This is a genomic window from Geothrix fuzhouensis, assembly GCF_024609325.1.
Lineage (GTDB): Bacteria > Acidobacteriota > Holophagae > Holophagales > Holophagaceae > Geothrix > Geothrix fuzhouensis.
Genome location: NZ_JANHMQ010000001.1, coordinates 468,760 through 494,038 on the forward strand (window position 1 = coordinate 468,760; position 25,279 = coordinate 494,038).

16 protein-coding genes and 2 pseudogenes are annotated in these 25,279 nt (G+C 66.5%); 8 read left to right on the plus strand and 10 right to left on the minus strand.

What is annotated here, in order from left to right; genetic code table 11:
- Positions 1 to 12: 12 nt before the first annotated feature.
- Positions 13 to 414 (plus strand): hypothetical protein, encoded by a 402-nt coding sequence (locus NOV74_RS02165; RefSeq protein ID WP_257308848.1) that lies wholly within the window; start codon positions 13 to 15, stop codon positions 412 to 414.
- A 22-nt stretch (positions 415 to 436) separates the two neighbouring features.
- On the opposite strand, the gene NOV74_RS02170 is transcribed toward NOV74_RS02165, so the two are convergent.
- Entirely contained in the window at positions 437 to 958 is a 522-nt protein-coding gene (locus tag NOV74_RS02170) for a hypothetical protein (protein WP_257308850.1), read from the minus strand.
- A gap of 111 nt (positions 959 to 1,069) precedes the next feature.
- Between NOV74_RS02170 and hemH the strand changes: the two genes are divergently transcribed.
- From hemH to NOV74_RS02195, 5 genes are all read left to right on the plus strand, one after another.
- Positions 1,070 to 2,017 (plus strand): ferrochelatase, encoded by a 948-nt coding sequence (hemH, locus tag NOV74_RS02175; protein WP_257308852.1) that lies wholly within the window; start codon positions 1,070 to 1,072, stop codon positions 2,015 to 2,017.
- The gene (locus NOV74_RS02180) at positions 2,014 to 3,273 is read left to right on the plus strand and encodes a protoporphyrinogen/coproporphyrinogen oxidase (RefSeq protein WP_257308854.1); all 1,260 of its coding nucleotides are present in this window, start codon (positions 2,014 to 2,016) and stop codon (positions 3,271 to 3,273) included. The genes hemH and NOV74_RS02180 overlap by 4 nt, the downstream gene beginning before the upstream one ends.
- 54 nt (positions 3,274 to 3,327) lie before the next feature.
- A complete protein-coding gene (locus tag NOV74_RS02185; protein ID WP_257308856.1) occupies positions 3,328 to 4,191 on the plus strand; it encodes a DUF481 domain-containing protein in 864 nt (287 codons plus the stop codon).
- A gap of 59 nt (positions 4,192 to 4,250) precedes the next feature.
- Positions 4,251 to 4,685, plus strand: coding sequence for a DUF2914 domain-containing protein (locus tag NOV74_RS02190; RefSeq protein ID WP_257308857.1), 435 nt, complete (start codon positions 4,251 to 4,253; stop codon positions 4,683 to 4,685).
- A 261-nt stretch (positions 4,686 to 4,946) separates the two neighbouring features.
- A complete protein-coding gene (locus tag NOV74_RS02195) occupies positions 4,947 to 5,834 on the plus strand; it encodes an SPL family radical SAM protein (protein ID WP_257308858.1) in 888 nt (295 codons plus the stop codon).
- Here the strand turns inward: NOV74_RS02195 and gltB are convergent.
- Positions 5,831 to 10,228, minus strand: coding sequence for a glutamate synthase large subunit (gene gltB / locus NOV74_RS02200; RefSeq protein WP_257308860.1), 4,398 nt, complete (start codon positions 10,226 to 10,228; stop codon positions 5,831 to 5,833). The genes NOV74_RS02195 and gltB overlap by 4 nt on opposite strands.
- Before the next feature lie 134 nt (positions 10,229 to 10,362).
- On the opposite strand from gltB, the gene dnaX reads away from it, so the two are divergent.
- Positions 10,363 to 11,958 carry a DNA polymerase III subunit gamma/tau gene (gene dnaX / locus NOV74_RS02205; RefSeq protein ID WP_257308862.1) on the plus strand — a complete coding sequence of 532 codons (1,596 nt, stop codon included), beginning with the start codon at positions 10,363 to 10,365 and terminating at the stop codon, positions 11,956 to 11,958.
- Here dnaX and NOV74_RS02210 read toward each other — a convergent pair whose 3' ends face one another.
- From NOV74_RS02210 to dnaG, 7 genes and pseudogenes are all read right to left on the minus strand, one after another.
- The gene (locus tag NOV74_RS02210) at positions 11,959 to 12,180 is read right to left on the minus strand and encodes a MoaD/ThiS family protein (RefSeq protein ID WP_257308863.1); all 222 of its coding nucleotides are present in this window, start codon (positions 12,178 to 12,180) and stop codon (positions 11,959 to 11,961) included. It lies immediately after the preceding gene.
- Between the two features lie 47 nt (positions 12,181 to 12,227).
- On the minus strand, positions 12,228 to 16,325 hold the full coding sequence (locus NOV74_RS02215; protein WP_257308865.1) for a translocation/assembly module TamB domain-containing protein: 4,098 nt from the start codon (positions 16,323 to 16,325) through the stop codon (positions 12,228 to 12,230).
- The gene (locus tag NOV74_RS02220; RefSeq protein WP_257308867.1) at positions 16,325 to 17,293 is read right to left on the minus strand and encodes a serine/threonine protein kinase; all 969 of its coding nucleotides are present in this window, start codon (positions 17,291 to 17,293) and stop codon (positions 16,325 to 16,327) included. The genes NOV74_RS02215 and NOV74_RS02220 overlap by 1 nt, the downstream gene beginning before the upstream one ends.
- 61 nt (positions 17,294 to 17,354) lie before the next feature.
- Positions 17,355 to 18,974, minus strand: a complete 1,620-nt coding sequence (locus NOV74_RS02225) for an MFS transporter (RefSeq protein ID WP_257308869.1) — start codon at positions 18,972 to 18,974, stop codon at positions 17,355 to 17,357.
- A gap of 138 nt (positions 18,975 to 19,112) precedes the next feature.
- Positions 19,113 to 20,534, minus strand: a pseudogene (rpoD, locus tag NOV74_RS15280) (RNA polymerase sigma factor RpoD); the annotation flags it as partial.
- A 108-nt stretch (positions 20,535 to 20,642) separates the two neighbouring features.
- Positions 20,643 to 20,864 (minus strand): annotated as a pseudogene (locus tag NOV74_RS15525) (RNA polymerase sigma factor region1.1 domain-containing protein); the annotation flags it as partial.
- A gap of 133 nt (positions 20,865 to 20,997) precedes the next feature.
- Entirely contained in the window at positions 20,998 to 22,722 is a 1,725-nt protein-coding gene (gene dnaG, locus NOV74_RS02240; RefSeq protein ID WP_257308871.1) for a DNA primase, read from the minus strand.
- A gap of 69 nt (positions 22,723 to 22,791) precedes the next feature.
- On the opposite strand from dnaG, the gene NOV74_RS02245 reads away from it, so the two are divergent.
- On the plus strand, positions 22,792 to 23,781 hold the full coding sequence (locus tag NOV74_RS02245) for a hypothetical protein (RefSeq protein WP_257308873.1): 990 nt from the start codon (positions 22,792 to 22,794) through the stop codon (positions 23,779 to 23,781).
- 99 nt (positions 23,782 to 23,880) lie between these two features.
- Here NOV74_RS02245 and NOV74_RS02250 read toward each other — a convergent pair whose 3' ends face one another.
- Positions 23,881 to 25,224 (minus strand): MFS transporter, encoded by a 1,344-nt coding sequence (locus tag NOV74_RS02250; RefSeq protein WP_257308875.1) that lies wholly within the window; start codon positions 25,222 to 25,224, stop codon positions 23,881 to 23,883.
- Between the last annotated feature and the right edge of the window lie 55 nt (positions 25,225 to 25,279).

Sequence of the window (25,279 nt, forward strand, 5' to 3'; positions counted from 1 at the left end):
TAGTAACCGCACATGATGACCCTGCGTGGCCTTGGCAACCTGGCAAAGATCCTGGAAGAAGCTGCGAAGCCCGATTCCGTATTGCGTGAAGACCGTGAGAAGCCGAAGCCCAAAATTCTGAAGAAGGGAGAAGGGACGGGTAAGACCCGAGCCATCGATCCCAAGCGGAAGGTCTGGTACCAGAAGCGCCTGAAGGAGATCACCACCAAGGCGACTGTAGCGGAAGGTTCCGCCTCCGGCCCGGTGAGTTCCCCCGTGGTTCCCGCCGCCCCGGCCCTGGCAAAGAGCGTCGCCTCCCAGATGGGCGGCTCCCTGCTGCAGACCCTGGCCGCCGCCAAGGATGCCAAGCCCAAGGTCGAAGGGCAGAAGCGTTCCGAAGCCTGGCGCCGCAAGCCCGGTGAATCCATCTTCTAAAGCTAATAGCTGATAGCTCGATTCAGGCCTCGGCGGAAACCGGGGCCTGAATTTTGTACTTCCGGCCGATCCAGGTGGCCGCGAGGGGGCGCTCCATGCGACCGCTCCGCAGGTCTCCCAGGGTGAGGAGGGCCAGGTCGATGATCGGGGTACCGGCGCCCAGGGTTCCGTCAGCCAGCCGGCCTTCCAGGTCGGCGCGGAGGAAAGCCTGCGGTCCGTCAGGCAGGCGGGCGAGCACATCCTGGGGATCCTGCAGGTTCAGGCCGAGGCGCTCGGAGATCTGGCGCACGCCCCGCAGCATGCCGTCGATGGCGCAGCCTGACGGCTGGGAGGCCAGGGTGGGCTCCGCGATGGCCAGGATGCGGTCCTCCAAGAGCGTCCAGGTTCCGTGGTAATCGACTCCCTTGTGGCGCCACCGGCCCAGGAGGGCATCCACTTCCGGAGCCAAGCGCTCGGCCGCCACGGGCCGATCGAAGGCCACAAGCCAGAGCCGGGCGTCATCAGGCAAGGCGGCGAAGGCGGTCAGAGAGGCGGGTGCGGGCATGGCAGACTCCAGTGTCAGGACAGTCTATGGGATGCCGGCCCCTCCAGCGTCATGCCGCGTACGGGTTTCCGTGACGAAAGTTCCGCCAGGTCTCGCGTAAGGTGGAGGGTGATGCGACATACGGCGATCCTGCTACTGAACCTCGGCGGTCCGGTGAACCTGGACCAGGTCGAACCTTTTCTGGCGGCCTTGTTTGGCGATCGGGACCTCATCCGCCTGCCGGGTCCGGCCTGGCTCCAGGGGCCTTTCGCCAGACTCATCGCGCGTCTTCGGGCACCCGGTGCGAAGGGACGCTACGCCCAGATCGGCGGCGGGTCACCCCTGCTTCGCGAGAGCGCCTCCCAGGCGGCCGCGCTGCGCTCGGCCCTGCGCTCGTCCGGGCGCACCGAACCTGTGAAGCTCTGCTTCCGGTACGCCGCGCCCCGGGCCGAGGGCCTGCTGAAGGCCCTGAAGCGCCAGGGCATCACGAAGCTGGTGCCGGTGACGCTCTATCCCCACGACTGCCGCGCGACCACGGGCTCCAGCCTGCGGGAGCTGGCCGTGGAGGCCGCGAAGGCCGGCATGGAGATCCTGCCGGGCGTGGACCACTACGCCACAGATCCCGACTATCTGGATGCCCTGGAACGTCCCCTTCGCGCCGCTTTGCAAGAACTCCCGGGCGCCACCGTGATCTTCAGCGCCCACAGCCTGCCGGTGCGCCAGATCGAGGCGGGCGATCCCTACGAGAAGGAGATCCACGCCACCCGTGAGGCGCTGATCGCCCGCATCGGACCCATCCCCGGGGGTTACCTCCAGGCCTACCAGAGCCGCACTGGCCCGGTGCGTTGGTTGGAACCGCCCCTGAAGTCCGTGCTGGAATCCATGGGCGGCAAGGACGTGATCGTCGTGCCCATGAGCTTCGTCAGCGAGCACATCGAGACCCTCCACGAGCTGGACATCGAGTACCGGCATGTGGCGGATAAGGCGGGCATCCGCACCTACCGCCGCGTGGCCGCCCCCGGTACCGACCCCGCCTACATCCGCTGCCTCACGCGGCGCGTAATGGAGATCCTCCCATGAGCACCCTGATCCTCGGCGGCGGCGTAACCGGCCTGGCTGCCGCCTTGCACCTGCAGCGCAAGGGCGAATCCGTGGAAGTGTGGGAGGCGGGGGCGTCGGTGGGTGGCTGGATGAAGACCCTGCCTTGGGAAGGTGGCCACTTCGAGACCGGTCCCCAGGGTGTGCTGTGGCAGAAGGGCACGGCCGTGGACCGGCTCTTCAGCGCCATCGAGCTGCCGTTCAAGTCCCCAGGCACTGGTGCCCGCTGGGTGGGGAAGGGCGGCAGCCTCATCCCGGTGCCCGCCTCCCCGCCGGCCCTCATGTTCTCGCCACTCATGTCCGTGGGCGCCAAGCTCCGGATGATGCTGGAGCCCTTCCAGCCTGTGCGTCCGGCCGAGCCGGAGGAGGGCCTCAGTGCCTTCATCACGCGGCGCCTGGGCAAGGGTGTGGCCACCGAGCTGCTGCCATCCATGATCGCTGGTGTCCTAGCTGCGCCCGCGGAGATCCTGTCCGTGGATGCCATCCCGAAACTTCGCCAGTGGGAAGCCACCGGCAGCCTGGTGAATGGCATCCGCAAGAGCGGGGTGAGCCACATGGTGGTGCCCGAGGGCGGCATGGGGCAGTTGCCGATCCGCCTGGCTTCGAAACTTGGCACGGTGCGTGTGGGCTTGCGGGCGGAGCGCATGGAGGCTCTCTCTGATGGCCGCTGGCGCGTGAGCGGTGGTGGTGAGATGCGCGAGGCCGACCGTGTGGTCTTGGCACTCCCCGCCTACGAGGCGGCGGCCCTGCTCGGGTCCGTGGCGCACCAGAGTGCGGAGGCCCTGGGTGCCATTCCGTACACCTCCGTGGATCTCTGGCATAGCCGCCATGCGCCGCTGCCGGCCCTGAAGGACAGTTTCGGCTTCCTCATCCATCCGCCCGAAGGCCGGGGATACCTTGGGTCCCTTGTGCCGTCTTGGATGGATCCCCAGAGTGCGCCGGCAGGTGTCATGCAGCTCCGCAGCTTCATCGGCGGGGCCTTCGGCAAACCGGCGGACCTGGAAGCCTGGGAAGGTGTCTTCGCGCGCTTGAAGCACTGGGTACCCACGCTCGGCGATCCAGCCGCGGTGCGGCACGAGCGTGCGGAGCGCGCCATCCCGCGCCCTGAACTGGGTCACCGGGCCCGGATCAAGGCCGCCCTGGAGGGCTTGCCTGCCGGCGTGGACTGGCTCAGCAACGCCCGGTTCGGGCCAGGTGTGCGCGACATCCTGGAAGGTCTGGAGACCTGGATGTCCTGAGCCTGATTTCGCACTGAGGCTGGTAGCATGGCCTGGAATTTCCAGGAGCTAGCCATGAAGACAAGCCTTTTTCTGCTAGCTGTTCCGGTGGCGTTGCTGCCACTTGCCGGCCAGGAGGTGCCAGCCCCCAAGCGGCCTTGGTCGGATAAGGCGGCCCTGAGCTATGTGGCCGTGGGCGGGAACGCCTCCAGCCAGAGCCTGGGCTTCACCAACGAGTTCAAATACACCTGGGCTGACGCGACCTTCGCCTTCAACGCGGGGGGCGTGCGGGTGGCCACCACCACCATCGACCGCAGCGCCCTGGGTTCGAGTCTGGCCACGGCTACGGTACAGGAAACACGCACCAGCAAGACCAGCACCGAGACCTACTACGCGAATCTCCGCTACGACCACAACATCACCGAGCGACTCCTGTGGTTCGGGGCGGCCGGATGGGAGCGCAACCTTCCCGCGGGGTTGGAAGCGCGCTACACGGGGCTGGTGGGCCTTGGGTACTGGTGGACCAAGGAGGATCGCACCAAGTTCTTCACGGATGCTGGCGTAGGCTATACCAAGGAGACGCCGGTGTTCCGCCCCGTGGGCACGGAGGATGGGTTCGCCACCTTCCGGCTGGGGGCCAAATTCGAGAAGAAGCTCTTCGCCACCTCCTCCTTCACCTCGGAGTTGAACCTCTCCGACAGCTTCAAGGACACCCAGAACTACCTGGCGGTATGGCGGAACGGCTTCACCACGAACCTGTCCTCGCGGCTGGCCCTGAAGGTGGGCTATGACGTGACCTACAAGAACAAGCCCGCGTTCGTAGGAGTGGATGTCGTGCAGACGCCCGTTGCCACGCCTCCAGTGATCCTGGGCCAGGTGCCCTTCCAGCTGAAGAAGACGGACACCGTGTTCACCACCTCTCTGGTGATCAACTTCTGATCCTGGTGACACCCAGCGCCGACAGGCGCAGAATGGGACCACTTTTTAGGAGCCTTGCCATGCGCACCTGTTTCTTCCTCCCATTTCTAGCCTCCGCGGCGCTCTTCGCCCAGACACCGGCGCCCAAGGCTGAACCCAAGCCCGCCCCGAAGGCGGAAGCCAAGGCTGAATCCCAAGCCAGCGCTGAGATCAAGGTCGGCACGGGCGTGGAGAAGATGGAAATCCAGGGCGAGTCCGCCTCCTTCAAGGTCCCGGCTGGTACGAAGATCTACGCGTGGACCAAGGTCACCGGCGCTGGCGACAGCACCGTCACCGTGGTGTTCAGCAAGGGCGAGCGCACCTCGAAGCAGGAATTGAAGGTGCCCCACTCCCCCTATCGCACCAATGCCTATCGTACCTTCCGGGCCGGGGACGGCGGCGACTGGACCGTGAAGGTCCTGTCTGCTGATGGCGCTGAACTTGGAACGGCCGCCTTCACGGTCGAGATCGAGTAGGGGCGGACCTCAAGCTCTGGGTTTCGAAGAGGGCGACGCCTGATGGGCGTGGCCCTCTTCGTCTGGATGGATCAGGCCCCTTGCCATGTGGCGGACCTTCGGATTCCTGCCGGTGAAGAACGGTGATCGGGGAGCTGGCAAGCGGGCCGGAGAAAATGCCGAGGATAGGGTGGCCATCCTGAAGTTATTGACCGCCCACAAAGCGCGGCCAAAATCCGGACCTCTCCTTGACTTCACGAATAAAAAGCGAAAACTTGAAACATGACTCCGCTGCCTCTTCCTTCCGAACCCTTGCCCCTCTTCCAGGGCCTGCTCGTGGAACCGGAAGAGGCACGCTCGATCCTGCGGTCCCAGAAGGATGAGCGCTACGGGTTCGGGTTCGCCCTCAGCCCCTACCGCGGCTGCAGCCATGGGTGCCGTTATTGCTATGTCCGCGAGTACCCCAATGCCCTCCATAAGCCTGAGGATTGGGGCAATTGGGTGACGCCCAAGCTGAACGCCCCGGAGTTGCTCTGGTCCCAGCGGCACCGGCTGCATGGGGAGCGGGTCTTCATGGCCTCGGCCACGGATCCCTACCAGCCCCTCGAGCGTCAGTATCGCCTGAGCCGCCGCTGCCTGGAGGTGCTGCTGCTTTGCCCTACCACCGAGGTGATCGTCCACACCCGGTCGCCCTTGATCCTCCAGGACCTGGACCTGCTGCGGTGCTTCGGCGACCGACTAACGGTCGGCCTCTCCATCCCCACGGATGACGACACCGTACGCCAAACCGTGGAGCCCCATGCCCCGGCCATCCCCAGCCGCTGGGCTGCGGTGGAGCGCCTCGCGGCCGCGGGCATCGGGGTGACGGTGGCCGTGACGCCTTTGATGGCCGTGCATGATGCCCAGGCCTTCGCCCGGCGGGCCAGGGCCAGCGGCGCATCCGGTGCCTGGGTGGGTGGCCTTCGCCTGTTGAAGCAGGATCCCTTCTACAAGGTGCTCGCAGATCATGGCTGGCTGAAGGTGCTTGATCCCAACTACGCTGAAGGCATCCGGCTGGCCTTCCGGGAGGCGTTCCCCGTCCGCCGCAAAGTGCGAGAACGCCCGGCCAAGGCCGAACCGCCGCCGCCACCGCCCGTCCGTCAACCGGGGCTGTTCGACCGGGTGAGCTAAAGCACCTGTTCCTGCGGCCGAGAGGCTTTCGCTACGGCCACCGGCACGAAAGGCGCGTAGGTAGCCAGGGTCGCGGGCCAGTCTTCGAGCAGGGTCGTGGCGGTGCGGCTGCCGGTCTCGGCGGCGTGGGCTTCGATGAGGTCGCGGAACAGGGCCTCATCCTCGGCCCGCCAGGAGATGGTGGCGAGGTAGTCGTGGTTCACCTGGTCCCCACGGTCGCGCCGCAGGAACAGGCAGCCGCCCGTCATGCCCGCCCCGGCATTGGTGAGCACGGGGCCGAGGATGGCCACCACCCCCCGGGTCATGTACTCGCAAGCGTGGTGGCCCGCCCCCTCCACCACGGCCGTGGCGCCGCTGTTGCGGACAGCGAAGCGGTCCCCGGCCAGGCCGAGCACCAATAGGGTTCCGCCCGTGGCCCCGTAGAGCGCCCCGTTCCCCAGGATGGCGTTGGTCTCCGGCGTGTAGGAGGCCTCCGGGTGGGGTAGGAGGACGGCTCGGCCCCCGGACATGGACTTGCAGACGGAGTCGTTGGCCTCGCCCTGGAGACGCACGTCGAGCCCTTCGGTGAGGAATGCGCCGAAGCCCTGGCCGGCGCTGCCGGTGAAGTCGAGGCGCAAAGTTCCGTGCACGGCTGGATCCTCATTCCTCAAGCGGTGCTCGCGCACACGCCGGGCGATGGCCCCGGAGAGGGTGGCCAGGATCCCCCGGTCGCCGGTGGTGATGGCGTAGGCGTGATGGTGGTCGCCGCCGTTCGCGAGGAAAGGCTCGGCATCCGCCAGGATCTGTTGGTTCAGGGCGGCCACGCCCTCCTGGTTGAAGGGCACGGGGTTGGAGCCGATTCCCTCGGGACGCGGATCGAGGAAACCCGAAAGGTCCAGCTTGCGGTCCCGCACAAAGGCCGCGTGATCTGGCGCCACCTGGAACAGGTCCACCCGATCCTGCAATTCGGAAAGGGAGGCGACGCCCAGGGAGGCGAGGTGGTGACGCACATCCTCGGAGAGGTGGATGAGCATGCGCTCGACGGCCTCGGGGCTGCCCGAGTAGCGGGCCTTGAACTTGGGATCGTGGGTGGCGATGCCTGCGGGGCAAGTGTTCTTCTCGCAGATCCGGGCCATCATGCAGCCTTCGGCGACGAGGAGCAGCTTGCCGAACTCGAAGCCTTCGGCGCCCAGGATGGCCGCGGTCACGAGGTCTTTGCCGGTGAGGAGGCCGCCATCCACCCGCAGTTCCACCTGGCCGCGGAGCTGGTTCTCGCGCAAGGCCTGGTGGGCCTCGATGAGGCCGAATTCCCAGGGGAGGCCCGCATGTTTCATGGAACCCAGCGTGGCGGCACCGGTACCGCCATCGCCACCGGCGATGTAGATGATGTCCGCCCCGGCCTTGGCCACGCCCACGGCGATGGTGCCGATGCCCGTGCCCGATACCAGCTTCACGCTGATCTTCGCAGCGGGGTGCACCTGGCGCAGCTCGTGGATGAGCTCCTTGAGATCCTCGATGCTGTAGATGTCATGCAGAGGCGGGGGCGAGATCAGGTCCACGTCCGGCAAGGAGAACCGGGCTTTCGCGATGGTGGCGTCCACCTTCACGCGCATGAGCTGGCCACCTTCACCGGGCTTGGCGCCCTGGGCCACCTTGATCTGCATCTCCTCGCCCGAGATGAGGTACTCGGCCGTCACGCCGAAGCGCGCCGAGGCGACCTGCTTGGTGGAGGCGCTGATCCCGTCCGTCCAGTAGAAGGGGTTCTCGCCACCCTCGCCGCTGTTGCTGCGCCCGCCGACCGCTTCCATGGCGAGGATGAGGTCGCGTTGGCTTTCCGCGCTCACGGCCCCGAAGGACATGGCGCCAGCGCCGAAACGGCCAAGGATGGCGGACCTGTCCTCCACCTGATCGAGCGGCAGAGGCGTGGCGGCAGTCCGGAAGGCCAGCAGGTGGCGCGGATTGATGGGTTCGTCGACCTTCAGGGACGCGAGGTATTCCTGGTACAGCTCTCGGGCCTCCGCGGTATCCGGCTCCAGGGCCACCAGGCGGTGGAGCAGGCGAGTCCGGGCAGACGTGAGCCCGTGGCGCTCGCCCTCGCCGGGCCGGGGCGATTCACGGAACTGGTGGGTGTGCAGCAGCCGGTCCATGAAGCCGGCCTGGGCCGCGAGGCCGGTCTTCCGCAGCACGTCGCCGGCCAGTTCCTCGTAGCCGATACCGCCCAGGGGGCTGGCGTGGCCCGGGAAGAAGGTCTCCATCAGCTCGGGCCCCAGGCCCACGGCCGTGAAGAGCTTGGCGCTCATGTAGCTCTGCACCACCGAGATGCCGCACTTGGCCATGATCTTGAGGAGGCCGGATTCCAGCGCGCTGACGAAGTTCCGCTCCCGCTGGTCCGGGCTCAGGGCGCTGAAGGTGGGGTGCTCGTCCTGACGGGCGATCTCCAGGGCCAGGTAGGGGCAGACCGCCGAGGCACCGAAGCTGATGAGGGCCGCCAGGTGGTGGGAGGTGCGGGCCTCGCCCGTGTGCATGACGATGGAGGCGTTCAGGCGCAGGCCCGATTCGTTGAGCGTGTGGACCACGGCGCGCAGCGCGATGAGGCCCGGGATGGGGGGCCGCTCCACGCTGGCCTCCCGGTCGCTGAGGATGATGACGCTGGTGCCCTGCTCGACGGCCTCCCGCACATCCGCGGCCAGCTGCTCGACGGCGGCGTGGAAGCCGGCCACGCCATCGTCGCGCCGGAAGACCATGGGGAAGGTGCGGGGGATGATGTGGGACTCGGAGGGTCGCAGGCTCTGCATCCGCTCCAGGAAGCGCATCTGGCCCAGGTCCAGGATGGGCCGGGGCAGCTCCAGCGCCTCGTTCAGGGGCAGCAGGTCCTTGGGGAAGAAGATGTTCGGCGCGCGGCCCAGGAACACCCGCAGGTCCGTGATGTTGCCCTCGCGGATGTAGTCCAGGGGCGGGTTCGTGACCTGGGCGAAGTGCTGGTAGAAGTAGTCGAAGAAGGGACGGGGCTCGGAGGAGAAGACGTTGGGCCGGGCCGTGTCGCCCATGGAGCCGATGGCCTCCTTGCCGGTGGCGGCCATGGGATAGAGGATCTTCTCCAGCTCCTCGCGGGAGCAGGTGAAGAGGGTCTTCTTGAACACGCTCACCGGCCCGGTGGCCTCGGCCCCGGGGAGGGTGCCGATGGGCCGGGTCCGGGCGTCGAAGGTGGCATCGCGGTGCTCGCGCGAGCGGCCCGGATCGCGGAAGTGGACCCGCCCCGTGCCCAGGTCCAGCGTGACCCCGGTGCCGGCATAGAGGATGCCCTTGCGGCACACGGCGGCCTCGTCCAGCGGGAAGGAACCGGCCTCGGAAGCCAGGTAGAAGCGGTCCTCCGTCATGGCCCACCGGGCCGGGCGGAAGCCGTTGCGGTCCAGCCGGGCGCCCACGCTGCTGCCGTCCGAGTAGACCAGGAAGGCCGGGCCGTCCCAGGGCTCCATGGCGCGGCTCCAGAACGTGTAGAAGGCGCTCTGCCCCTCAGCGGGAGGCATCATGATCGCGAGGATGTCCTCCATGTGGGGGATGCTGCTGCGGTAGTGCAGGCCTTCCGCGATCTCGTTGAGGCTGCCGGAATCGCTGATGGAGCCGTGGGTCACCAGCTGGTCGGGCTTGAGCCCGATGGACATCTCCCGGGAGATGGCCCGGGAGCGGTTGCCGGCGATGGTGTTGATCTCGCCGTTGTGGGCGATGAGGCGGAAGGGCTGGGCCTTGTCCCAGGAGGTGCGGGTGTTGGTGCTGAAGCGCCGGTGGATCATGGCGAACCGGGTGACAAACCGCGGGTCGCGCAGGTCCAGGTAGAAGCGGTCCAGGTCGGCGGCGCGGGTGAGGGCCTTGTAGACGAGGGTGCGGGCCGACAGCGAGGCGAAGAAGACCTCGTTCTGGATGCCCTGTTCCACCAGCTTGGTGCGGAGCACCTGCTTGGCCGAATAGAGCAGCTTGTCGAAGGAGGCGTCCGTGCGGCACTGGGCGGGGCGGCGCAGGACCGCCTGGCGCATGGTGGGGAGGGAGCGTCGCGCCTCGTCGCCCAGCACGGCGGGATCCACGGGAGGCTCGCGGTAGGCCAGCACGTTCAGGTCGAAGAAGGCGAAGGTGGACTCGAAGATCTCCAGGGACCGGCGGAGCCGGTCGGCGTCCTGGGGCAGGAAGAGGCTGGCCACGGCGATGTCGCCAGACCGGTGGCCGAACATTTCGAAGGGGATGTCGGCCATGACGCCGGCGCCGTCGCTGCTGATCTGGTCCGCCGCGCAGCCGCCGCGATGTTCCACGCATTTCAGCGCGTGAAGGGCGTCCTCCAGGATGTCCCGGCTGGCCGAACCCGTCCGGCTGGCAACGAAGCCAACCCCACAAGCGCTGTGTTCAGGTCGTGATCCCTCAAGCATCGTCAATTCCTTTCGGGATCAAGCCATCCTATCGAGAATCGCTGGATCTTTGACCTTGAAACGCCGTATGGGGCTATCAGGCGCGCTTATAGCACCTGACGGTCCCGTGGGCCTTGTGGGAGACTGGATGTCCCATGACCACCCTCGCCTTGAAGTACCGTCCCCGCCTGCTTTCCGACCTGGTCGGGCAGGAAGGCAGTGTGAAGGCCCTGGCCAATGCGCTGAAGCGGGCCAAGGAGAGCGGGCGCATCCACCAGGCCTACCTGTTCGCGGGTGTGCGGGGCACGGGCAAGACGAGCACCGCCCGCATCCTGGCCCGGGCCCTGAACTGCGTGGAGGGCCCCACCGCCACGCCCTGTGGCCTCTGCGGCCCCTGCCGGGCCGCGGAGCAGCCGGATCAGAACCTGGACATCGTCGAGATCGACGCCGCCAGCCGGGCGTCCGTGGCCGATGCCCGGGCCCTCCGGGAGCAGGTGCAGACGCGTCCCGCCTTCTGCCGCTATCGGGTCTACATCATCGACGAAGTCCACATGCTCAGCACCGAGGCCTTCAACGCCCTCCTGAAGGTCATCGAGGAACCGCCACCCCACGCCATCTTCGTCCTGGCCACCACCGAGCTGCAGGATGTGCCGGACACCATCAAGAGCCGCGTCCAGATCTTCCCCTTCCGCCTCATCCCCGTGGGGCTCATCGAAGGCCGCCTCAAGCACGTCTGCGAGCAGGAGGGCGTCGAGGCCGAGAGCGGCAGCCTGCGGCTGGTGGCCGAGGCCGGGCAGGGGTCTATGCGCGACGCCCTCACCATCCTTGACCGGGTCATCGCCGCGGGTGACGGAAGGGTGCTGGAGGAGTCCGTCCGCGAACAACTGGGCATCGTCAGCGCCCATCTGGTGCAGGGTGTGATGTCCGCGCTGGCCATTGGTGACTCAGCGGCCTTGGTGGAGGCCTGTCGGGAACTGAACGAGCAGGGCGCCGACTGGGCCACCTTCTGGCGCGAGCTGGTCCTCGCCTTCCGTGACCGGCTGGAGCAGGAAGCCCGGGCGGCACGCGGCCCGCAGGACCTGCTGCGCTGGGCCCGGATGCTCCACCTTCTGCTGAGCCGGGAGCGGGACCTGCGGGACAGCAGCCTGCCCAGGGTGGTGGTGGAATTGGCCCTGGTGACCGCCTCCCAGTTACCGCATCTGACGCCGCTGGATGCCCTGGTGTCGGGTGCCCGGCCCTCAGGCCCGCCGGCCGGTCCGCCTCCGGTCCCTTCCAGGGCCCCCCAGGCCGCGCCGGCGCCTGAGGGGCCTCGCAGGCCCACGCCGGCTGCCCCGCAAGCCCAGGCCCCGCTGCGGGTCCGGGCGCCCATGCCTCCTGGCGCTTCGGCGTCCCCCGAGCTGCGGATGGCTTGCAGCGAAGCGCTTCGTGCCATCCCCGGCCTGCGCGCCCTCGGCACCGCCCCCCAGATGGCTTCGGAGCTTCGATGGGAGCCGCCGGTCCTCCGGTTCCGCTTCCCTGGCAATGTCCGGCAGACCCTCCAGGACCTGGAGCGGGAACAGGCCAATCCCCACGTGCTGGCTGCGTTGGCCGCCGTGCTGCCAGGTCTGAGGGAACTGGAGATCCGCTTCGAGGGCGGTACGGAGACAGCTCAGACCGAGCGACCGGAGGATCGCCTGCGGCGGGAACCGGGCTTCCAGGAGCTGTTGCGCCTCAGCGGGGGTGAAGTGCTGGAGATCCGGCACGAGGGTTGATCAGCCGCCTGAGACCGGCGGCATGAAGGCCACTTCGTCGCCGTCGGTGAGCGGCGTGCTCCGGTCGGCGAAGGCTTGGTTCACCGCGAGCAGGGCGTCCTTGGGCAGGTCCGCGAAGCGCGGGTCTGCCAGCAGGTCACCCAGGGTGGGGACTGCAGGCAGGGCGAGGTCACTGAAACCCAGGAGGGCGCGATAGCGGGCAAAACATTTGACGGTCAGCATGGCCATCTCCAACTCCAAACTACCGTCTTCCGCCGCCGACCTCCAGCCTACTTCGGGCTCCAGGTATGACGGATCTCCCCCGAGGGAAGGAGCGCGGCCCCGGCGCCTTTGCTGGCCCCCAGCTGCAGGATGAAGTCGCCGAAGCGCCACTCCACTTGCCCGGAGGTGATGCTCAGCTCGCCGCTTTTCCGGTGTGACACCACGAAGGCACTGCGTTGGCCGAACAAGTTGATGCTCTTGCCGAAGGTGACTTCCGTTTCCGTGGTGCCCATGCTGGTGGTTCGCACGGCCACGTTCACGCGGTCCAGGCCGAGGGATCTCCGCAGCTGCTCCTGCAACGGCGCGAAGGCCAACGTAGAGATGAGGCCGGAGCCGGCGCTGGCGATGCCCGAGGTGATGGCGCCCTGGGTGGCGCCGGAAGTGGCGCTGGCGGTACCGACGTTGGCCACGTTGCCAGGGTTGATGAGGATGGCCACGATCTCGTCCTGGCGCAGGCTCGGCGTGGAACTGGGCACGATGTTCAGGTTGCTCAAAGTGCCGTGGATATCGAGGTTCACCGTATAGCCTGGGATGGAGGTGACACTCCCCTGGAGGTTGATGATGGGATCCATGGCGCGGGATTCGGTGAACTTGAGCGAACCCTGGTTCACCACCATGTCCCCCGCCGGGAAGATGTTGGTGATGCGGCCACCGGGCTGGAAGACCAGGGTGCCCTTGGGGATGGGGTGGGCCAGGGTGCCGAGCACCTGGAAGGCGCCTTCCGTGTGGCCTTCCAGCTTCAGGAGGTTGGTGTCGAAACTCCAGGGGCTGCGGAGGTCGAGGTCCAATTCCAGCCGGATGCGCTCCAGGGGATCGTCCAGGTCCAAGCCCACCAGGCCGCCACTGTCGCTGAGCGCGCTGCGAAGGATGAGGTCGGCGAGCTTCACTTCGGTGTGATAGCTCAACCGATCGGCCCGCAACCGGCCCTTGAGCAGGCCGCTTTCCTCCGTGCCTTCCAGGGTGGCGCGCAGGGTGCCCTGGAGGTCCAGGCCATCGGGCACATCGCGCAGCTGGAAGTTGGCCAGGGAGGCCTTCAGCGCGTACGTATCCAGACCACCCAGCCGCCAGATGATGCCGCCGGAGACCACCAGGTCACCGTGGGCCAGCGTGCCCCGCAGGGGTTTGTCCACTGGGATGGAGACGGTGCGGTCCTTGAAAACAACTTCAGCCTGGAGGTCTTCCACGCCTTGATAGCCCCGGAGGTACAGCTGGCCCTTGTCCAGGGAGAGCGTGCCGTCGAGCTGTGGATTGGCATAGGTCCCATGGACCAGGAGATCGAAGCGGCTGGTTCCTTGGACTCTGACCTCGGAGAGCAGGTTGTACTCGTCCACTTCCATCACACGGTCGAAGATGGCTTTGAGGTGGGCCAGATTCGCAGTGCCCTGAGTCTGGAGCCCCAGGGGAGCGGAGGGTGAGAAGGGCAAAACCCCTGATAGGCGGAGGCCCGCCGCCTGGATGGGGGAGGCGTCCGTGGCGGCCCGGGCACCGCCCTCCAGCGTGATGTCCACTTCCGCACCGGTCGCATCGCCCTTGAGGGCCGAGGGCTTGACCTGGTGCAGTTCGAATGCGCTGAACTGCGCGGCCAGGCTGTTCAGGGTGCCGGACCAGGTCAACGTCCGACCGTTCCAGCGGCCCTGGGCGGTGGCTCCCAGGTTCAAGTCCTCCAGCAGGTCATCCGTGAGCCCCCGGGCGAGGAGGTCCGTGTGAGCACTGGCGGGGGACACGTCGAGGGCCAGGCTGCCGACCAGATCGGGTCCATCCCGCCTGGCTTGGGCTTCCACCAGCGGGTGCGCCATGCCTTCGATGCCGAGCCGGCCCTCCAACCGGCCTCGCTCCAGCTTCACCGACGCCTCGAGACCCTCCACGCTTCGGCCCTCGAAAAAGACGCGGCCCCGGCTTAACGTGGCCTGGCCTTCGGGCAGGTCCAGGGCGCCGAACGGGCTGGTGATGGGTCCCAGCAGCCGGGCCTCCACCTGGGCCTGGAGGCGGGGCCCGGGGAGCGCCAGGAGCTGGGAATCCAGGCGCCCGGATAGATCCACGCGCCAGGTCCAGCGCTGGAAGTCCATGTCGGCCTTGCCGGTCAGGGCCAGGGCGCCTTCGGGGCCGACCTCGGGCGTACCCAGCTGGTCCAGCTGCTCCCCGATCCGCACATCGTCGAGACGCATGCGGAGGGTGTCCAGGTCCATGGCGAAGTCCGAGGAAGCCGCTGGAATATTGATGCCGTAAACTTCGCCAGATTCGACTTGGGCCGCGCCCATCATGGTGATGTGGTCGAAGGGGCCCTGGAGACGCACCCAGCCGCCACCGGTTCCCGTGATGGGGAGTTCCTTCCCTTCGCTGTCCTTCAGGTCGGCGGCCTTCAAGCCTTCAGCCACGGGCAGGCGGAAGGCCGTGAAGCACATATCCATCTGGGGCTGGCCCGGGGCGGTGCGAGCCCAGGTGAGCCAGAGGTCCCCGCCGCCGCGACCCTCCTCCTTTTTCAGGTCGATGTCCGTGACGCGCAATTCGGTGCCCTGTATTTGGACCTTGGCTTGGACGCTGTCAGCCATGGCTCCGTGCCAGCGGGGACGAGCCACCTCGACCGAGCCCTCCAGTTCCAGACCTGGACTCCGGCTCCATCGGACTTTGGCCTGGGCTTGGGCCTGCCCTTCCATATCCAGGTCCACCACCTTCCAGGCCCGGAGCGCGTCGGCCACCTGGGCCGCACCCACACCCGCGTTCCCTTCGGCCTCCAGGCGGACCAGTCCGCGAGGGCCAAGGTCAGCCCAACCAGTTCCTTCAGCCTTGAGGTCCTCCAGGTCCAGGTGGAGGCGGTCCAGGGTGGCCCGGCTGTTTCGCAGGGTGGCCTGCAGGCTTCCAGCCTCCAGTCCATGCTGAGTCAGCCCGAGCTGCACGGCTCCCTGCCAGCGGTCCGGCCGGCTGAGGGCGGCGGCATCTCGTGGGCCTTCCACCTGGGCCTTCAGCGTGCCCCTGACGCCGTTGAGTTCTGGCAATCGGAGGAACTTGCCAAGGGCCCCGAGATCCATGGCCTGGCCCGAAAGAGTCGCCTTGGCTGGGGTTTTGCGGGACCAGCCTCCCTCCACGGAGAGGTCCCCCTGGGAGGAATGCCACCAGAGGTGGCTCAACTGAAACCCTTCCAGGTTGCCGCTGCCGCGAACATCGAGGCTGCCGGGGACGAAGGCGCCCTCTGAGGGCCTGAGCCCGGCCCCCTCGGCGCTGACCGTCCACTGTGGATTCGCCAAGGCGCCATGCACCGAGGCAGTGAGGTCCAGGTTGCCCGTGAGGGGAGGCCGGGCCATGCCGCCCCAGTGAGAGGCCTGGGCCAGGGCCACGACTCCGGTGAGCTGGGCTTCAAGCCGCTCAGGCCGCTGGGGCGTCTTCGTATCGAACCGCCCGTTCAGGCGGATCTGACTTTCCCCGAGGCGGATATAGCCCTCCTTGAGGATCACGAGCTTCTCGGAAAGTTCACCGTTCAGATCCAGACGGCCCTTCTCCCAGCCTTTCGGACCTTGTACCAGCAGTTGGGGGCCCGCCACATCCATCCGCAAGCGGTTGGGTTCTGGGCCCGTGGCCTTTACTTCGAATTGGTAGCGCATGGCTGGCAGGCCCCGCAATGGTTCGGGGATTTCGATCACGCCTCCCGTGAGGCTGAGCAGGTCCAGCCGCACTTGGGGCAGGGGGCCCTTCCGGGGAGGGTGCTCCTTCAAGTGGATGGCGGACAGGCCCGCTTCCGTGAGGCGAAGGTGGGGGTGCTCGACTCTGATGGAGAAGAGGTGGGGTGTGGCGGAGAGCAGTGAGGCGAGGTCAGCCTGGACCTCTATTCTCTGCACCGTAAGCAGATCGCCGCCGAGACGTACGTCCCGCAGGGCGAAGGATCCGAAAAGGGGGTGGACTTCTAACTGGCCGACTTCCAGGGTGAGGCCGGTCTCATCACGGACCAGGGCGTCGAGCTTTGAGACCGTCCAGCGGGTGACCGCTGGCCGTGTGGCCAACCAAGGCACGATGGTGATGGTGGCGGTGCCGGCCACCAGAACGTAAGTCACGCGGCGCACCCAGCGGCGGCCCCAGAGCCGTTGCACCGCTAGTTTCGTAGGGTGCCAGACCATCAGTTTTTTTCACCGCAGCTGGGACAGATCATGGCCATGCGCGGCAGCTGGCGGTAGCAGAAGCGGCATAGTCTGGCCTGGGTGGCCGCGCGCAGGGTGAGGTGTGGGCCCGAGCTGTTCGAGGCGAGCACGGCGGTGCCGAGGGGGCGGGTTTCGCGGGCGACGCTATCCTTGAGACGGCGCAGGGCCTCCAGAAAGGCCTGAGCCGACAAGTAGCGCTCACCGAGATTCACGGCCAGGGCCTTCATGACCACTTCGGAAAAGGCCTTGGGCACGATGGGATTGCGAAGGTGGGGCGCCAGGATCTGCTGGCTGGTGAAGGCCTGGGCGATCTTGAGGGGATCTGCGTCGTAGAAGGGGACGGTGCCCGTGAGCATCTCGTAGAGGGTGATGCCCAATGACCAGAGGTCGGACTGGAAGACAGCCCGGCCCCGGAAATGCTCGGGGGCCATGTAGGGCGGCGAGCCGATGCGCGTGGGCGCGTAGGGGACATGCTGCATCTCCAGCACCCGAGAAGTCCCGAAGTCAGTGACTTTGGCCACGCCCTCGCGGTTCAGGAGAATGTTGGCGGGGCGCAGATCACGGTGGAGGATCTGGTGGCCATGGGCGAAAGCGATGGCACTGCAGACATCCAGGCTCACTTCCAGGGCCCGCGCCGGTGGCAGGGTGCGCTCGCGGCGGATGAGGCGATCGAGGCTCTCGCCTTCGATGTATTCCAGGACCATGAAGAAGATCCCGTTCTTCCGCTCGACGGTGATGAGCTCGACGATGTTCGGATGCTTCAGGCCCGCCATGATGCGGGGCTCCTTCAGCAGATCCACGATCTCATCCTGTTGCTGGTGAGGCACTTTCAGGGCCACCTTGCGGTTGACCCAGGTATCCATGGCCAGGTACACGGCCCCGAAACCGCCCGAGCCGAGGCGGTCCAGGATCTGGTATTTCCCCAGGGTCTGGTCCTTGGATAGCACGGGCGCGGGCTCCGAAGCGATGGATCCAGCATGACCGAAACAGCCCGCGACTCCTAGGAGCCTATTCCAGGATGCGATCCAGGAAGGAGCTCTGGTCGCTCCAGGCAGCTGCCAGGTGCCGGATCCTAGGCCGCGATTCCACGCCGAGACTGTAGGCCTTGCTGAGAAACGCCCGATCTTCCATGGTGGCGCGGTGGTGCTGGCGCAGGTGCTCCCCCCAGCTGGAGCTGAGGAAGCTCTCCACGAACCGGAGCTGCCCTGGGTCGGGCGGCACCAGATCCTGGAAGAGGGACCACCGCACGGCGCCGTCCCGGATGCGGATGCGGCGGACCTCACGCATGGCCTCCTGGAATGCGGCCTTGCGCTCCTCTGGGATCCGGTATTCAAGCACCGTGAGGATCGGGCCCTCGTTGGGATGGATGGGACCGGGTGAATGGGGCTGCAGGTGGTGGGGGCTCAGGTCCAGCGGCTGGTGGAGGGCCTGGATCTTCAAGTGGGCCGTGACTGCCAGCAGCAGTAACATCCCGATGCCCGCCGCCGCATAGGCGGTGTGGATGCCCCAGTGCTCGCCCACCACGCCCCAGAAGGCCGCTCCACCTGCCATCGCGCCGCCCCAGACCGTGATGTAGACACCCAGGGCCCTGGCCCGCACCCAGGAAGGCACTGAAAGCTGGACACCTGTGTTGCAGGTGCTCAGCACAGACAGCCACCCGGCCCCGCAGACCAGGAGGGCCAGCCCGACGGAAAGGGTGTGGGCGACGAAGGCCAGCACCAGCAGGCCCGCCGCGAAGGTGACCGTGGCGGCCGCCATCAGCATGTTTGGCGTGAATTTCCGCCGAAGCGCGGGGAGGACCAGCGTGGCGCCCACGGCCCCCGCCCCAGTACAGCCCAGCAGCAGACCGAAGGCCGTCGAACCAAGGTGGAGCCGGTGGATGGCCAGGGTGGGCAGCAGCGAGAAGATCGGGCCCCCGAAGAAGACGAAACCGCCGCCGCGCAGCAGGATTACTTGCAGCGCCTTGCTGTGCCAGGTGTAGCGCAGACCAACTTTCATGGCGGCAGTGAAACGTTCCGCAGGCAGATCCGTCGTGACGGGTTGGCGCTTCCATCCCTTCAAGACAACGAGCACACCCACGAAGGAGACTGCGTTGAGAGCGAAGGCCCAGGTGGCGCCCAGCCAGCCCACTACCAGGCCGCCCAGCGCGGGGCCCACCGCGCGACTCACATTGAAACCGGCGCTGTTGAGGGCCACCCCCGCGGCGATCTGGTCCTGCGGCACCAGATCCGGTACCGAGGCCTGCCAGGCGGGTGCATTGAGGGCCGCGCCTACTCCCAGCAGCAGCGACATGCTGATGAGCACGCCCGGGGTCACCAGGTGGAGGGCGGACAGGATGGCCATGACCGCGGCAGCCATGAGCATCCAGGCCTGGGTGGCCAGGAGCAGCCGCCGGCGGTCGACGATGTCGGCAATGGCGCCGCCGGGCATCGACAGCGCCAGCATGGGCAGGGTAGCCCCCGTCTCGACGAGGCTCATGAGCAGAGGTGACCGGGTGATCTCCCCCATGAGCCACTTCTCGCCCACGCTCTGGACCCAGGTGCCCACGTTCGAAGCCATGGCCGCAATCCAGATCGCGAAGAAGATCTTGCTGCGGAGCGGAGCGAAGGGGCCTTTTTCAGCAATCACGGGTTCAGGCTATCCAGATCACATGCCAAGTGGCACTTGAACATAAGGAAAAGCTTTCACCGCCAAGACGCCAAGCACGCCAAGAAAAAAACAGTGCTTTTGCGGTTCTTGGCGCTCTTGGCGGTGATCTGCTTTGTTCTATCCCAGGAACGCCTTGAGCGTCTTGGAGTAGCGCGGGTGCCTGATCTTGCGGAGCGCCTTGGACTCGATCTGGCGGATGCGCTCGCGAGTGACGGCGAACTCGCTGCCGACTTCTTCCAGGGTGTGCTCGGAACCGTCGTCGCCCACGCCGAAGCGCATGCGCAGCACGCGCTCCTCGCGCTCACTGAGGGTGTTGAGGACGTTGCGGACGGTCTCCTTGAGGCGCTGCTGGACGACCTGCTCCACAGGGGAGACCACCGTCTTGTCCTCGATGAAGTCGCCCAAGTGGGAATCCTCCTCCTCGCCGATGGGGGTCTCGAGGGAGATGGGTTCCTGTGCGATCTTCATCACCTTGCGGACCTTGCCCACAGGCATGTCCATGGCGTGGGCGATCTCCTCGCTGGAAGGTTCCCGGCCCAGCTTCTGCACCAACTCGCGCTGGGTGCGGATGAGCTTGTTGATGGTCTCGATCATATGCACCGGGATGCGGATGGTGCGGGCCTGGTCCGCGATGGCGCGGGTGATGGCCTGCCGGATCCACCAAGTGGCATAGGTTGAGAACTTGAAACCGCGGCTGTACTCGAACTTGTCCACGGCCTTCATGAGGCCGATATTGCCCTCCTGGATGAGGTCCAGGAACTGCAGGCCACGGTTCGTGTAGCGCTTGGCGATGCTGACCACGAGACGCAGGTTGGCTTCGATCAGTTCGGCCTTGGCGCCGCGGCTGATGCTTTCTGCAGCCTTGAGGCCGTTGAAGTCCTTGTGGAAGTAATCGCTGGTGGTCTCGTACTTCTCAAAGAAGTCGGCCAGGGTCTTCTCAATGTGGGTCAGCTCGTCCTTGTAGCGATCCTTGAGCTTGGCAAAAGCAGGATTCTTGAGGCGATCCCGCAGCTCACGGCACTTGCGCTCGCCGGCCATCACCTGGCTGTGCTGGTGGGTGATGCGGTCGATCAGGCGGGTGACGGCGAGGCTGTTGAGGCCCAGCTTGCGGATCTGCCGTGAGAGCCGCGCCCGGGCGTAGAGGATCTCGCGATCCAGCTTGCGCTTCTTGGGCAGAGTCTTGGTGCCGGCATCCACCTGGAGCTTGATCTGCAGCAGGTCCTGGAGGGCCTGGTCGAAGACCAGCAGCTTCTCGAACTGGTGATGCACGTGCTGGGTGGCAGAGGTGCTCTCGGCATCCTCGTCGTCGTCCACCTCGTCGGAGAGGCCCACAACTTCGCGAATCTTGCCGGGATTCTCCTTCAGCATCTTGCCGATATCGATGAGGAGGCTGGCTGCGAGACGGGACCGGGACAGAGCCCGCATGACGCTGCGGACGCCGACCTCGATGCGCTTGGCGATCTCGACCTCGTCCTCGCGCTTCAGGAGGGGCACCGTGCCCATCTCCTTGAGGTACATGCGCACGGGGTCGTTGAACTTGTCGCTGTCAGGGCTGTCGATCTCGGTTTCGAGATCCTTGTCACCCTTCCCGCCACCTTCCACCATGATGAATTCAGGCTCGATGGCCTCGCGGGCGGCCTGGGCCTCCTCCTCCGTAGCACCGATGCCTACGCCCAGACGCGCGAACAAACCCATGACCACTTCGAGGTCATCGGGGCTGGAGGCGGTGTTGGGGAGGAAGTCGTTGAGCTGGTCAACCAGCAGGAATCCGTTTTTCCTTCCGATGGAGATCAGGGCTTTGGTTAGGGTGTAGTAGGCATCGCGTGGCGGCGTCGGAACCATTCGGACCTCAAAGAGCGCTGCAGGCATCGGGCCATTGGGGTGGGAAGACCCGGCGGCCGAGGGGAAAACAGAACACGGCCAATGTACCGGGCCGTGTCCGGAACTTTTCAGTATAGGGGATCTGCAAATTCAGGCAAGGGCCTGATCTTCTGATCAGGCCTCACCGGGGGCCACGCCGGCGACGGGAAAGATCCTTCTGGCGTCCCAGCAGCTCATTCTGGCGGGCCTCCACCCGCTGCCTCAGGGCCGGATCCACCTGGGTGCTGGGGTCTAGCAGCAGGCGGTTATTGGCCTGAAGCTCCCGGTCCACGTAGCGGGCCTCGAGCTTCACGAAGAGGGCCTCGGCGTCCCGGCCGGCCTCGTCCTGGCGGCTGGCCTGGGCATCCAGGTGCCGAATGGCGGCGAGGGCTCCTTCGGGCAGGCGGGCTGGATCACCTTCCGCATCCAGCAGGGCCTGGAGCAGGGGGGCCCCGTCGAGGCCATCCCACCAGGCTGGTGGAACCTCTTGGACGCGAGGCCAGTGGCCAGCGGTGCAAAGGAGCAGCAGGCTGCGGATCAGGTCGTCGAGCTCCTGGGGCGAAGAAGCCTGGACGGGTGCCTCCGCCTCCCGAACTGGGGCCTGCCGACCTCGAACGGCCCGGTCCAGCTCCTGCAGGGGCACCTGCAGCTGATGGGCCAGGCTGGAGAAGAGGTCCCGGCTCTCGGTGGTGCGGGGCAGGTAGGGCAGGAAATCCAGGAGGTCCTTGAAGGCCCCCATCCGGTCGGAGATGCGCCTCAGATCCTTGCCTTCCATGGCCCGGTCGATCATGAAGGCCGTCCAGTCCGGAGCGGCCCGCAGCAGGTCGCGGAAGGCCTCACCGCCCAGCTTCAGGCACCAGGTATCGGGGTCTTCCCCCTGGGGCAGCTCCAGCAGACGCACCTCGAATCCGAGGGGCAGGGCCATGCGCAGGCTCTTTTCCATGGCCCGCCGGCCCGCGGCGTCGCCGTCAAAGCAGAGGATGACCCGGCGGGTGAACCGGCCCAGTTGCTTCAAGTGCTCCTCGGTGAGGGCGGTGCCGAGGGGAGCCACGGCCTGATGGATCCCGTGCTGGTGGAGCTGCAGCACATCGAAATAGCCTTCCACCACCAGGGCCCCGTCCTTCATGGCGCCCTTGGCGCGATGGAAGCCGAAGAGGGTCTCGCCCTTGTGGAACAGCACCGTGTCGCGCGTGTTGAGGTACTTGGGCTGTCCTTCGCCCATGATCCGACCGCCGAAAGCCACTAGGCGGCCCCGGCCGTCGTGGATGGGGATGGTCAGGCGGTTGCGGAGGAAGTCGATCTGGGTGCCGCGCTCGCTGCGGCTGGCCAGGCCCGCCTGCTCCAGCAGCTCGCCGGAGAAGTTGAGGCCGCGCAGGTGGGTCACCAGCGGATCCCAGCCATCCGGCGCCATGCCGAAGCCGGCCTCCGCCACGAAAGGCCCTTCGTAGCCCCGCTGGCGCAGGTAGGTCCGGGCCGCCTCATGGCGCTCCAGCTGCCGCTCGTAGAAGGCCTGGGCCGCCTCCAGGGCGCTGCGCAGGCGGGTCTCGAGATCCAGTTCGGCCGCAGGACGCTCCCGGCGCTGGGGCAGGTCGATGCCGGCAGCCCGGGCCAGCTGCTCCAGGGCCTCGGGGAAAGTCATGCCCTCGCGCTCCATGAGCCAGGCAAAGGCGTCCCCATGCTTGCCGCAGCCGAAGCAGTGGTAGAAGCCTCGGTTGGCCACGACCTGGAAGCTGGGGCTGCGTTCGGCATGGAAGGGGCAGAGGCCCACATGGGCCGAGCCCTGTTTCCGCAGCTTCACCGCCTGGCCCACCAAGGCCAGCAGGTCCGTGGCGTCCCGGACGCGCTCGACGATCTCGCGATCACGCATGTATCAGGCATATCACGGGCCAGGGAGGAGCGGTCATGGCATTCTTAGGGGTTTCTGTTGGATGGACTTATGCCCCACCTGCTCGACACGATCCTTCTGTTCAGCCTGCCCGCCTCGGGCAAGTCGGAAGTCCGGCGCTACCTGGCCAGTCTCACGCCGGATCAGTGCCGGAACGACTTCCACATGGGGCCCACCCTGCAGCTCGACGACTACCCCTATGTCCACCTGATGCACCGCATCGACGATGAGCTGAAGGCCTGCGGCCTGGGCTACGCCTACTACCACGGCCCCAACCGCCCCTTTCGCGACAACTGGACCTGGGCAGTTCTCATCGAGCTGCTGAACGAGGACTACGCGAACCTCATGGCCAGCCGCCAGATCGAAGTCCCTGGCGCCGCCCAGCACCTCTTCGACCGCCTGGATGCCGCCCACGTCAAGGTGGGCCTGCCGGAGTACCTGGGTGACCTCCCTCATCGCCTCCGGGTGCGCATGGCCGAGGCTCTGGAAGCCGAATGCCGCACCGAGTTGGATGTCCTCAACCGCCAGAACGCCCTGGACAAGACGGGTCGCACGCTGGTGATCGAAGCGGCCCGGGGCGGGGCCCATGGCTCGGTCTTTCCCCTGTGCCCACCCCACGGCTACGACACGGCCTTCCAGACCCTGGCGCCCGCCATCCTTGAAACGGCCTCGGTGCTCTACGTCTGGGTGGACCCGGTCGAAAGCCGCCGCAAGAACATCGAGCGGGGGCGCCCCGATGGCCAGGGCAGCATCCTCCATCACAGCGTGCCCATGGAGGTTATGCTCGGTCAGTACGGCACGGATGACATGGCCTGGCTCATGGAGCAGAGCGACCGCCCCGGCACCATCCGCGTGGAGCGCACCATCCAGGCCGGCGACCGCTATGAGACCAAGGTCTATCACCTGCCCGTGGCCCGCTTCGACAACCGCAGTGACGTGACCACCTTCGTCCGCGAGGACCAGAAGCTCTGGAAACCTGCCGATATCCAGGCCATCCACAGTGGCCTCAAGGCTGCATTCGATCAGTTGGCGAAGAAGTAAAAGGCTCTTTAACCGCAGATGCCGCAGATGGACGCAGATGAAAAGCGCTTGAACGTTTTTATCTGTGCCATCTGCGACATCTGCGGTTTCAAATTCTGTTCAGTGCGTTCCTGCGCCCGCTCTGGCACTCCAGATGCGGGTCATGATGAAGGCGCCGATTAGGCTGAAGGGGATGATGGAGCCGACCCACACCCAGGCATGGGTGGGCTGGTGGCCGGGGGCGGCCACGCCATCCCAGCCGTAGGTCTTCAGGATCCATCCGAGGCCAAACCCTGTCAGGCCCGAACCGATGTACTGGATGCCATCCAGGGCCCCCGTGACCGTGGCCGCGGCCTTGCGGCCTCCGAAATCCATGCTCGCCGTGCCGCTGAGCATGCCGTGGACGCCGAAGATGAACATGGCCGTGAGGCCCAGCAGGAGCACGGCCCAGACCTGGCCGCCATGGGTGCCCTGACCGAAGGTCATGCCCAGCAGACCGAGCATGACCACCTGCACCAGGTAGAAGAGGAAGGCCACGGGCGGTCGGCGGGATTGGAACAGCTTGTCGCTCATCCAGCCGCAGAGCAGACCGCCGAGGATGCCGCCGCCCATGAAGGCGATGCCGGTCCACCAGAAGAGATGCTCCTTCTTGCCCAGGTGGTAGATCTCCTGCAGGTACTCCGTGAAGTAGAGCATCACGCCCTGGCGCACGAAGCCCGTGCAGAACTCCGCGAAGATGAGCGAGACGACGATCGGGTTGTGGAAGACCTTCCGCATGAGGTCACCCAGGGGCAGGGGGGTCTCATCCGCGGAACCGGCGTTGGAGCCGTCCCCCGTGTCGAAGTCGTCATACCCGGCATGGCTGGGGCGGTTGCGTACCAGGAACCAGTCCGCGAGAAACATGAAGGTCATGGCACCCGCCGGCACAAACCAGATGACGGTCCAGCTGCGGAAGCTGGCCAGCAGCCAAGCGCCGATGGTAGTGGCCAGGAAGTAGCCTGAGCTGATCATGATGCCGAAGATGCCGCCGAAGATGCCGCGCTCGCTGACGTGGAACCACGTGCTGTTCACCTTCACCACGGACAGGGCGCCGAAGCTCTGGAAGTACATGTTGGCGCTCCAGAGCAGGCTCATGCTCACCAGCACCTTGGAGGCATCACCATTCAGGAACATGAACCCGATGAGCAGGTTGACCGCTGCCGCGCCGATGGCGCCGATGAGGATGGCCTTGCGACCGCCGATGCGATCCGCCAGGGGCCCGTTGAAGATCACGGCCAGGCCGTAGGTCCAAAAGCCCGCGGAGGCGATGAGGCCCATCTGGGCTTTATCCAGGTGGTACCAGGCGCCGATGTCGTTCTTCACGATGTTGAAGTTGTAGCGGCCCATGTACATGGCCGCGTAGGTCAGCCCCAGGGGAAACCAGTTCAGAAACCGGCGCAAGCGGAAGGCAGGGCTGTGATCCAAGGGAACCTCGATGCCTTCAATGGTACCGGGGGCTTGGCCATCCCCCAAGGAACGA